The organism is Microcoleus sp. B7-D4, from assembly GCF_036705125.1.
Lineage (GTDB): Bacteria > Cyanobacteriota > Cyanobacteriia > Cyanobacteriales > Microcoleaceae > Microcoleus.
Genome location: NZ_JAUBTT010000162.1, coordinates 1 through 10205, shown reverse-complemented (window position 1 = coordinate 10205; position 10205 = coordinate 1). Strand labels below are relative to the sequence as shown.

The following is a 10205-nucleotide window of genomic DNA, read 5'->3' as shown; positions in this document are numbered from 1 at the left end:
ACAAGTAATTAGAGACAGAGGTATTCTTGCGGTCGGGCAGCCCGTGAGTAAAACTGCTTCTGGAGGCGTTCTATCGGGGATCGATAGTAATATCGGTCTAGAGTCGAGCCTGTGAGAGAAGAATCCCCCGCATTCTATGTGTGGGGAGTGTCAAAGAATAGTTGCTCGCCTAAATTTACGAAGGGGAGTTTATCGTATTGTTATGGATAATGCCATTTCAGAGCTAGATCAAATTAAACGCCAGCTCATGACCCTACACAGACCGAAAAAGCCCAAAATGCTGGTAGTAGACGACGAGCCAGACAATCTGGATTTACTCTACCGCACTTTCCGACGAGATTTTAACGTGCTCAAAGCTGAGAGCGGAATTCGCGCCTTGGAAGTCCTCGGCATCGAAGGCGAGGTCGCCGTCATCATTTCCGACCAGCGGATGCCCGAAATGAAGGGAACGGAGTTTTTGAGCAAAACCGTGCCCCAGTTTCCGAATACGGTCAGAATTATCTTGACTGGTTTTACGGACATTGAAGACTTGGTGGATGCAATTAACTCAGGACAGGTTTACAAGTATATCACCAAGCCTTGGGACCCGAACGAACTGAAGATGGTGGTGCAAAAGGCGGCCGAGACTTATGAAATTCTCAAGCAGCGTACTGAGGAATTGGATCGCGCCCAAACTCAAATACAACTGTTAGCAACAATCATGCAAACGGCTGTGGATTATCCGAGTTTAGAAGCAAGTTTAGATCCAATTGCTACTGCTATAAGTGATAATTTTTTGGCGGACTCTTGCATTTTGCAACTGGTGGAAGGAAATGTTTTAAGGCCACTCCAAGGCAGTCACACCACTGGTGCAACTGTGGAAAATTGGCTGGCAGATGATCCTCTGGTTCGAGAAGCAATTACCTCTCAAACAATTCAGGGTGCTGTGAATATTGCGCTCGACACCAACCTAGCGAGTCTGCCGCACTATCAGAAATCAGGCATTCAAGCTCACCTGAGCATCCCAGTGATTCACAAAGGTCGATCGATCGCCCTGATTTCCATGCAGTGGAAACAACCTTGTTCCCTGCGCCCCGACGAACTCACAACAGTTCACCTCGCCGCTCAAGAAGTTGCTTTGGTATTGACGAGTTTTCAGGGTCATTAGTCATCAGTCAGTCGATTTTAGATTTTAGATTTTAGATTTTAGATTTACTTGCAGCGCAGTGAATCTTGGAGCTTGAACAAAAGTCTAAAATTTTTGAATCTCCACGACGATTGTCGGGAGCTTGTACCTGTTTTTGGGCGGGGTCATCAGTCATTAGTTGTCAGTCATTAGTTATTAGTCGGCTCTCTGTCTTGAGTTGAAAATAATAGCAAACGAAGGATTCAAGACAAAATCTCGCGGATAGCTAACAATACAAAGCATTAATGACTGGCGACAGCATGACATGAATGCACGGATTAATTATTTTTTCCTGCTGGCCAATGACAAATTATCAATCACCAATGACAAATGACCAATGAGTAATAACGCCGAACAAATTAAAACTATATTTAATCGAATTGCACCAGTTTACAACCAATTGAACGACTGGTTGAGCTTTGGGCAACACCGGATTTGGAAGCAAATGGCGGTGAAATGGAGCAGTGCGAGTCCCGGAAATACTTGTTTAGACTTGTGCTGCGGTAGCGGGGATCTAGCTTTGTTGCTGGCTAAACAAGCAGGGCCGACCGGTTGCGTATTTGGAGTAGATTTTTCTGCCGAACAATTAGCCGTTGCGGCGAGGCGCGATCGACCTTTTCTCACGCCTGCAAGCCCCATTTCCTGGGTAGAAGCTGACGCCCTAGACTTGCCTTTTGCTGACAATTACTTCGACTGCGCCACAATGGGTTACGGCCTGCGTAACGTGACTGACATCCCCCGCAGTCTTCAGGAATTGCACCGCGTCCTCAAACCCGGTGCCAAAGCAGCTATTCTCGACCTCCACCGCCCCAGCAATTCCCTAATGCGGAGCTTCCAGCAGTTTTATCTAGACACTCTCGTAGTGCCCATTGCTCAGCAATTTGGCATGACTCAAGAATATGCCTACATTAATCCTAGTTTAGAAAAATTCCCGATCGGCCAGCAGCAAGTCGCGATCGCCCACAAAGCCGGATTTGCCACCGCCACCCACTACCCGATTGCCGGAGCTATGATGGGAGTATTGGTATTAGTCCGTTGACTGTTGTCAGTTGTCAGTTGTCAGTTGTCAACAGTCAACAGTTAACAGTTAACAGTCAACAATCAACAATTCCCAATTCCCAATTATTGATGAATCCGTCTGACATTTGGCTGTTGTTGGCCCCACCTGTAGTGGGAGGAATTATTGGCTATTTCACTAACGATATAGCTATCAAAATGCTGTTCCGCCCCTATCGAGCTATTTACATCAAAGGGCGGAAGTTGCCTTTCACTCCCGGCTTGATCCCCCGCAACCAAGAGCGCTTGGCAAAGCGAATTTCCGACACAATTATGGGTTCGCTGCTGACGCCGGAGGAACTGCAAAACTTGGCGCGCCGCCTCCTGCAAACCGAGCGGATGCAGTCGGTGATTCTCTGGTTGTTGCAGTTGGCGCTGGATCAGGTAAAAGCAGACGCAGAGCAAAAAACGGCTAAAATTCTCGCTAACATTCTGCGAGATTTGCTGGGGGAATCTGTGCCGCGAATTCTCAAAGTGTTGGCGCGCCGGGAAGATTTTTTAGAAGCTCAGCTTAATCAAATTTTCGATCAAGTTTTGCTGGAGATTCAGCTTACGGAATCTCAGGCGGCTCAGCTTGCTGAGTGGTTGTTGCAGGTAGTAATACCCCCGGAAGTGCTGCGGCAGGCTTTAATTGACTTTTTGACGGATCGCAATATTTCGATCATCGATGAAGGGTTTCGAGAAAAAACGAGCGGCACTTATTGGGTAGTAGCAAATTTGTTTGGTTTGCGGAACACTTTAACTCGGCTGCGGACTTTTTGTCTGGATGACAGAGAAGCCACAAATCAGCGCTTAGCAGAGTTAACTATTTCTTTGGGGATTCGCGGGCGAATTCAGGAATGGCTGCAAAATTTGTCGATGCAAAATTTACCGGTTTCGACTGTGAGACAGTTGCGAAAAACTATGCGCGACAGTGTTCGCAGCTATGTTCAGCAGCGGGGTACAGATGTACTTGAGGGGTTGAGTAAATCTATTGACTGGGAAAATATTTCGCGGTTGATTCTCAATCGCTTGCAAACTTCAGCGGTGATGAGCGCTTCCCTCGGAATTGTCAGCAAAGAACTTGCTTTGGTTTTAGAGCGTTATTTAGAGCGGGATTTAGAAAATATTGTAGCTCAGGCTATCCCGATTTTGAATATTGACCAGGTGATTGTCGATCGAGTGAAAGGTACTTCTCCTGAAGAGTTGGAGTTAGCAATTCAGGGAATTGTCCAAAGCGAGTTGCAGGGAATTGTAAATTTAGGAGGCATTTTGGGTGTTTTTGTCGGCTGTTTACAGACAGTTGTGATTTGGATTCAGCGGTGATTTGTTTCGGCAGTTATGAGATATTTGTTCTAGTCTAATATTCACTCGACTTGCGCCCACAGTACCAAAAACCAGGTTTTTCGACCGTATTGGCCACCTCAGCCAGAGGATTTTTGGTATAAACCGGGTTTTTGTGACCCAATCCTAATTTACTTATTTTCTAAATCTATGCCAGCTCCCAATTCGGACGATCGCACAAACCTCCCAAAAAACCCGCGCAACCTCAGCCGCCAACAATACGAGCGTTTAACAGCAGAAATGGCCACTCCCTACCGGCCTCTGCGACAGTTTGTCTATGTAGCTTGTGGCGCTTCGGGCTTTATCGGCGGCTTGGTTTTCCTCGCTAAAATTGCCTCTGGGCGGGAAATTGGTTCTGCTTTGCCTAATTTTGCCCTCCAAGTCGGAGTGGTGGCCCTGATGGTGTTCCTGTTTCGCTGGGAGCAGCGCGCCGAGGGCCGATCCCCCAAGTCGAAGTAATAAAAATTTACAAATCGAGACAAAAATATATCTGAGGCAAGGAAAAGTTATAAATATAAAGAAATTATTATGAAATCGTGGTTTCCCAGCGATCCCTGTAATACTAATAATGTGGCTTTAATTGGGGTCAGCAAATTTAAAGGCCCTAATCATAAACCGCTTGTAATTCGTTCAATTGGGGTCAGCTTTCATAAAGACCCTAAATATATAAAATAAATTAAAGCCCAGCGCCAGCCTTCACTGATAGAAGAGCTGGCGTTAGGCATTTTGCTAGGATCGGGAAATTGGGAGAGAATCCTATCAATTCCGGTTGCACCGTCGGTGATTGTTGACAGTTGACTGTTGACTGTTGAATCGTGGTCGCAAAACTGAATGGTTGAGTGTTATCAGTAGGGTGTGCACCGCGCACAGAGAGGCCGGTACCAGCGCCCTGAACCGAGTTTTTTCCCTAGCATCCGATATAGGTAATACCAGTTCCCAAAAATCATGGAACTGTAGGCAGATGCTGGAAACCACGATCGTCATCAGTCATTCGCAATTCTAAAATCTAAAATCTAAAATGCTATAAGTGCTGGGGCGATCGACTAATTTGGTATTTCCCCAAGACCTTAGCCTGTGCAGTAACTAATGAGATGTGTCAAAGTCTAAGTAGAAAAAGATGTTGGGAGATTTTACTATGAATCGATCATTTTTCCAAGGGCGGTGGACGTTATTTTTAGCAGCAGGCGCGGGAATTGTATTTTACAGCAATGCTGCGACGGCGGCCGAAAAGGTAGTGCTCAAATACAGTGCGATCCGAATGACTTTACCCGTCAGCGAATTAGAAAGTTTTGCAGACACTGGGAAAATGTCGCCCGCGTTAGAAATGCTGCTGGGAAAAGCAAAAAAAGACCCCGAAGCGGTTCGCAACAGTCTGACGAGACCGGTGAAAGTCAGTCAAAGCTTTTTGGATCAGACGCTTAAGAGCAAGGTTGGGGAAATAATTCTCGATGAGGTGGGTCAGGTAATTCGCACTCCTTCTGGGAATGCAAATCGAGAAGCTTTGAGATCTGCCTTGGTGCTGTCTGCAACTAATGATAACGAGATTACCCTGCTGGAAGCGATGAAGAATTATCCTACTCCAGAAGTTTATGTTGAGGGCGATCGCTTAGTTGAAGCTTACGGCAAACTTGTAGCTTTGTCAGAACAATTGGGCGGGGTTTCAGAACGGCTGCAAGACATTTTGAACAAGATTCGTCTGCCTAGATTGTAGTGGATTTGGTCAAGGACGCTTGATTGCTTCGAGCGATCGCAGAATATTGCTGAACCTGCATCTACAGGGGAGTTACCTTTTTTTGTGCAAAATTTGCCTAATTTTTACACGAGTTAAAACAAAATCTAACTCCCGGCAAGCTTCAAACTAGACGGTAATCAGTCATTCCTAATTTTAAAATTAAAAATCAAAAATCAGATAACTTCGCTGTTAAATCTATATCGGGATAGATGTTCGACAGTTTACGAAAAGTTGATCGAGAAGTACCCGTGTTTTTATTAGACCTCTTGCAAAAATAATTAGGACGGGCTCTGGGGCCCATCCCACAAGAAAAAATAACTCTTGTGGGATGGGCCCCAGAACCCGTCCCATCAATTGAGGAAAAGGATTTTTGCAAGAGGTCTATTGAATAAAGTATTTAAAACACAAAATGCAGGCCAGAGCTTGTGTATCGCCCATAAACTGAAATACGATCGGGTTGACATTGCATATCATCTATCTTAAGATAGAGAAAGTCTGTCCGAGTCAGGGAAGTATTTGAACCAAAAAAAGCGGGTCAGAGCTTGTGTATCCCCCATAAACTGAAATAAGAGGGGGTGGACATTGCCGATTATCTATCTTAAGATAGAGAAACGCTGTCAGAGTCAGGCGCTTGGGGAAAAACGGCTGGTCATTAGTAAGCTCGTGCTATAACAGATGCCATTGCACAACGCATTCCCCAAAACTCTTGACTAAAAAAAATTGAAAAAAAAACGGTGAGAGACTGCATTAATTGACAGCACCTCAAATCCCAATAAAATCTTACTTTTCAGGGTAGTAAACTTTCACTCCATCGACTCTATTTACTTGGTAACACTAGCAACATGAACAACAATCCTATTCGTTCAAAAGACCGTTTCTTGGTTTTCGGCGCTCCAGCGATCGAAGATGCTGAAATTCAAGAAGTGGTGTCAACCATGAAAACAGGTTGGTTGGGTACAGGCCCTAAAGTCATGAGTTTTGAAAATGAGTTCAAAGCTTACAAGGGTTCCCAGTACGCGATTTCAGTTAATTCCTGTACGGCGGCACTGCACTTGAGCATCCTCGCTGCTTCGTTAGAACCGGGGGATGAAGTCATTACTACTCCCATGACTTTTTGCGCTACAGTTAATGCGATCATCCACGCTGGGGCAACACCGGTACTGGCGGATGTAGATCCGGTGACAATGAATATTGACCCGGATCAAGTCGAAGCTAAAATAACTTCAAAAACTAAGGCAATTTTGCCGGTTCACTTCGCAGGTCGTCCCTGCGATATGGATGCGCTTTGCGAGATTGCTAGCCGTCACAACTTGAAGTTAATTGAAGACTGCGCTCACGCGATCGAAACAGAGTACAAGGGACGGAAAGCAGGCACATTTGGCGACTTCGGATGCTTCAGCTTTTATGTTACCAAAAACATCACGACGGGCGAAGGAGGAATGATTCTGGCAGGCCGTCAAGAAGATGCAGACAGGCTCAAAATTTTAGCGCTGCACGGTATGAGCAAAGATGCTTGGAAGCGCTTCGGAGACTCGGGTTACAAACACTACCAAGTGGTAGAGGTCGGTTTTAAATACAATATGATGGATCTGCAAGCTGCGATCGGCATTCATCAAATGAAACGAATTACTCCTTATTGGCAGCGACGGGAGCAGATTTGGCAGCGCTACAACGAAGCATTTGCGGATCTGCCGATTACTTTGCCCGCGAAGGTCGAACCGGATACAATTCATGCTTATCACCTGTACACCATTCTGGTAGATGAAGCCAAAACAGGAATCAGCCGCGACGAGTTTCTCAACGCTATGAATGCTGAAAATATCGGTGTCGGCGTACATTACATGAGTATGCCGGAACATCCTATCTATCAAGAAATGTTTGGATGGCAGCCGGAAGACTATCCGAATGCTAGCTACATCGGACTGCATACAATTAGCTTGCCGATTTCGGCAAAACTAACAGATGCAGATGTGGAAGATGTAATTGCTGCTGTTAAAAAATGTTTGGCGATCGGCAAATATCGGACTCGATTAAAGGTAACAGCAGCCCAAGCCGCCTAGACTCTTAGCCACAAAACAATGTGAAACCTCTCCGGGTCGTCACCATCTATTCAAGGACTGCTCACATTCAGTACCCTAAAATTTTACACCCTCTCAACGTAGTGGAACTGGAGTTTTTGGTTGATACATCTAGACTTTTTTGGGGTATCCCTAAACTATATTTGTATCTATTAAAAATTCTGAGAAATTAAATGTCTGGGGTGCCGAATGTGAGTCCAAATTCTGTGAACCTAGATTTTGTAAAGCGAGCATTTATTGAAATCACCGACTACCTATCCCAAAAAAATGGCAGGGCGTGGGTTCCGCCAGCTAATTTTTTTTATCAGGAACAAACAAGCGATTGTTTAGCACATTTCAATTTGTCGAGTTGCTAAGGAAAAGAATCAATAATGAATAAACAGATTGGCTACTTTATTCCTGAATTTCCCGGACAAACTCATACTTGGATATGGCGAGAATATCAAGCAATGCTCGATCTTGGTATGAAACCTCACATGATATCAACCCGCCGTCCGCGCACTAAAGTTGTACATACTTGGGCTGAGAAAGCGCAAAGTATGACTGATTATTTGATACCCTTTGAGACCAAAGATTTTGTGAATGTTCCCATAGAACTCATCAAAGCTGGCCCGATTGCCTGGTGGCGCTGCCTCAGTGTAATTGCTAATACTAAAAATCTCTCCTTTTCTCAAAGGCTTTACTATTTGGTATGGGTTGTTATGGGGGCTAAGCTAGCTTGGCTTGCCAGAACCCAGGGCTGGTCTCACGTCCACGTTCATTCCTGTAGCAATGCTGCTAATATTGCCCTATTTGCCTCCATACTTTCGGACATCACTTATAGTCTGGCTCTTCTCGGTCAGTTAGAAGATTTTGGGCCCAATCAAGAACAAAAATGGAAACATTCTGCTTTTGCTTCTGTAATGTCTAAACAACTCCTCAATTCTGTCAAAGATGAGCTGGCAGGCTTCTTGCCCAAGGATGTGAGGGTGTCACCAGTCGGTGTAAATCTCGATGAAATTAAGCGTGAAACTCCCTATACTCCTTGGCAGGAAGGCAGTCAATGCCGAATTTACACTTGCGGCCGTCTCAATATAGCCAAAGGACAAAAGTACCTGATTGAGTCAATTAAGTTGCTTCGACAACAAGGGTTTGATGTCCGCTTGCAGATTGCTGGGGAAGATGCAGAATCTGGTAATGGCTACCGTCAAGAACTCGAGAAATTCATTCAAGAGCAATCAATGTCTGATTATGTTGAGCTGCTTGGTTCTGTCTCAGAAGAACGAAATCGCCAAGGTTATCAAGAGGCTGATATTTTTGTTTTACCCAGCTTGAAAGAGGGAATTTCTGTAGCTGTTATGGAAGCAATGGCTATGCAAACTCCTGTAGTAGTGACGCAGGTGGGTGGAATGGCGGAACTGATAGATAACGGTGTTGACGGTATGCTAGTCCCGCCGGAAAATCCCGAAAAAATGGCAGAGGCCATAGCAAAATTGCTAAAGGACAAAGAATTAACGTTGAGCCTGATTCACAAATCACGACAGAAGATTGCTGCTAAATTCCACCATAGGCGTAGTGCTCAGATATTACTTGAATCCTTGGAGGAACTCAGTTCACGGGGTGAAGAACAGGTTGAAAGCATTGCTGCGTCAAGGTTTTTAGTTAAATGACCAAGCGAAAATATCTTCGCGGGCATGAGCAAAACTTAAGTGCCAAATAGTTCGCTAAAATTAACCATAGTTAATCGCCCTTGAGGAAGTTCTATGTTTGCCGTTAAACGAGCGCTCAAACTCAATAACAACGAAGCGACTTTGATGGCAAAACACGCAGGATTCCGGCGCGTAGTATTTAATTTTGGGTTAAGCTTGCGGACTCAAATGTATAGCGAGGGGAAACTTACAGACTCGAAGGTACTCAACGAAGTCAAAAAAGTTCTCACCAACCACGTCAAGAAACAGCCTGAATTTGCTTGGATGAACCAGTTGTCTAGCCGAGTCTACCAAAACGCATTAATTGACTTGAAAGATGCGTTTAGTCGATATCGTTTGGGGAAAGCAGGTCATCCAAAATTCGCCAGTCGCCGAAACGGTCAATCTTTTAGGGTCGATTCATCCAATGGGAAAGTGTGGCTTTGTGCTGGCAACACAATTAAGATTCCTACCTTGGGAACGTTTCGTCTTCACGAGCCACTAGAATGCGGTTACGTGTCTCAAACTTTCACTATCTCAAAAAAAGGAAGTCGCTGGTTTGTATCATTCTGTGTTGATGCAGAACGTCTACCTGTTGAGCAATCTCAGGCAGCCGTGGGAATTGATGTAGGTATTAAATATGTGGCCACCCTGTCAAACCAGCAAGTCTTTGACGCACCAAAACCGTTGAACCAAGCGAAAACCAAGCTTGCCACTTTACAGCGAAAAGCGTCCAAGCAGGTAAAAGGTTCCAATAACCAGTGCAAAACCTATAATAAAATTAGCCGACTTCGCGCCCAAATAGCTTGTATTCGCTCAGATTTCCTTCACAAGTTAACAACTCCCACCGCTAAAAATTTTAAGCTCATCAAGATTGAAGACTTGAATATAAAAGGTATGATGGCGAATCACAAACTGGCTGGGGCAATATCCGACTTAGGATTTTACGAATTCAAGCGCCAACTTGATTACAAGTGCAAAATGTATGGAGCAACTTTAGTCCTGGTAGACCAATGGTTCCCTAGTTCTAAAACCTGTTCTAATTGTGGCACTAAAAAAGATATGCCACTAAGCATTCGGACTTTTGACTGTCCTGCTTGTGGCATCTCTTTAGATCGTGATTTCAACGCCAGCATCAACATTTTAAACTGGGAACCCTCGGCTTGAGGGGGATAGCCTACTTA

The 10205-nt window shown here is 44.8% G+C and carries 8 protein-coding genes; all 8 read left to right on the top strand.

What is annotated here, in order from left to right; genetic code table 11:
• Positions 1-202 precede the first annotated feature (202 nt).
• The 8 genes from QUB12_RS35275 (at position 203) to QUB12_RS35240 (ending at position 10188) form a co-directional block, all read left to right on the top strand.
• Positions 203-1147 (top strand): response regulator, encoded by a 945-nt coding sequence (locus QUB12_RS35275; protein WP_333147190.1) that lies wholly within the window; start codon positions 203-205, stop codon positions 1145-1147.
• 355 nt (positions 1148-1502) lie between these two features.
• On the top strand, positions 1503-2204 hold the full coding sequence (ubiE, locus tag QUB12_RS35270; RefSeq protein ID WP_333310773.1) for a bifunctional demethylmenaquinone methyltransferase/2-methoxy-6-polyprenyl-1,4-benzoquinol methylase UbiE: 702 nt from the start codon (positions 1503-1505) through the stop codon (positions 2202-2204).
• An 89-nt stretch (positions 2205-2293) separates the two neighbouring features.
• Positions 2294-3526, top strand: coding sequence for a DUF445 family protein (locus QUB12_RS35265; RefSeq protein ID WP_333147200.1), 1233 nt, complete (start codon positions 2294-2296; stop codon positions 3524-3526).
• A 168-nt stretch (positions 3527-3694) separates the two neighbouring features.
• The gene (locus QUB12_RS35260) at positions 3695-4003 is read left to right on the top strand and encodes a DUF3493 domain-containing protein (protein ID WP_333147186.1); all 309 of its coding nucleotides are present in this window, start codon (positions 3695-3697) and stop codon (positions 4001-4003) included.
• A gap of 676 nt (positions 4004-4679) precedes the next feature.
• Positions 4680-5255 carry an alpha/beta hydrolase gene (locus QUB12_RS35255; protein WP_333147184.1) on the top strand — a complete coding sequence of 192 codons (576 nt, stop codon included), beginning with the start codon at positions 4680-4682 and terminating at the stop codon, positions 5253-5255.
• Positions 5256-6118: 863 nt separating this feature from the next.
• Positions 6119-7336: a DegT/DnrJ/EryC1/StrS family aminotransferase gene (locus tag QUB12_RS35250; RefSeq protein WP_333147182.1), complete on the top strand. Its 1218-nt coding sequence runs from the start codon at positions 6119-6121 to the stop codon at positions 7334-7336.
• 389 nt (positions 7337-7725) lie between these two features.
• On the top strand, positions 7726-9003 hold the full coding sequence (gene epsE, locus QUB12_RS35245) for an exopolysaccharide biosynthesis GT4 family glycosyltransferase EpsE (RefSeq protein WP_333147180.1): 1278 nt from the start codon (positions 7726-7728) through the stop codon (positions 9001-9003).
• Positions 9004-9096: 93 nt separating this feature from the next.
• On the top strand, positions 9097-10188 hold the full coding sequence (locus tag QUB12_RS35240) for an RNA-guided endonuclease TnpB family protein (RefSeq protein WP_333147178.1): 1092 nt from the start codon (positions 9097-9099) through the stop codon (positions 10186-10188).
• Positions 10189-10205 lie beyond the last annotated feature (17 nt).